Origin of the sequence: Streptomyces sp. SID486, assembly GCF_009865385.1 — a bacterium.
Lineage (GTDB): Bacteria > Actinomycetota > Actinomycetes > Streptomycetales > Streptomycetaceae > Streptomyces.
The window spans coordinates 1-505 of sequence record NZ_WWJT01000162.1 but is presented as its reverse complement, the minus strand read 5'-3'; the positions used below and the strand labels follow the sequence as shown (position 1 = coordinate 505).

The 505-nt window shown below is 71.3% G+C and carries 1 protein-coding gene; it reads left to right on the top strand.

Annotated features, from left to right (window positions below):
• The coding region (locus tag GT045_RS07615) for a Stealth CR1 domain-containing protein (RefSeq protein WP_202527454.1) at positions 1 to 505 on the top strand (505 nt) is incomplete at both ends.

Here is a 505-nt window from a genome sequence, read left to right as displayed (position 1 = left end):
CAGCGGCAGACCGCCTCCGTCCAGCCGGAACAGCAGCCGACCGCCTTCGCTCGGCCCGAGACGCAGCCCGCGCCGCAGCCGTCGGTGACGACCACCGAGCAGCAGCCGGTGACGGCCTCCGGCCCGGTGCGCGGTGTGCCGACGTTCGCGGCGTTCGCCGGGCACGGCATCGACCAGGTGTGTTTCCCCGTCGACGCCGTGTACACCTGGGTCGACGGTGACGACCCGGTGCTGGCCGCCAAACGCCGCGCCCACCAGGCTGCGTCCGACAACGTCATCGCCCCGCGCGAGACCGGTGCCTCCCGCTACACCAGCCATGACGAGCTGAAGTACGCACTGCGCTCGCTGGAGATGTACGCCGGGTTCGTCCGGCACGTCTACCTGGTGACCGACTCCCAGACACCGGACTGGCTGGACCCGGACACGGCGGGCCTGACCGTGATCGACCACCGGGACATCCTCCCGGCGGACGCGCTGCCCGTCTTCAACTCGCACGCGATCGAGA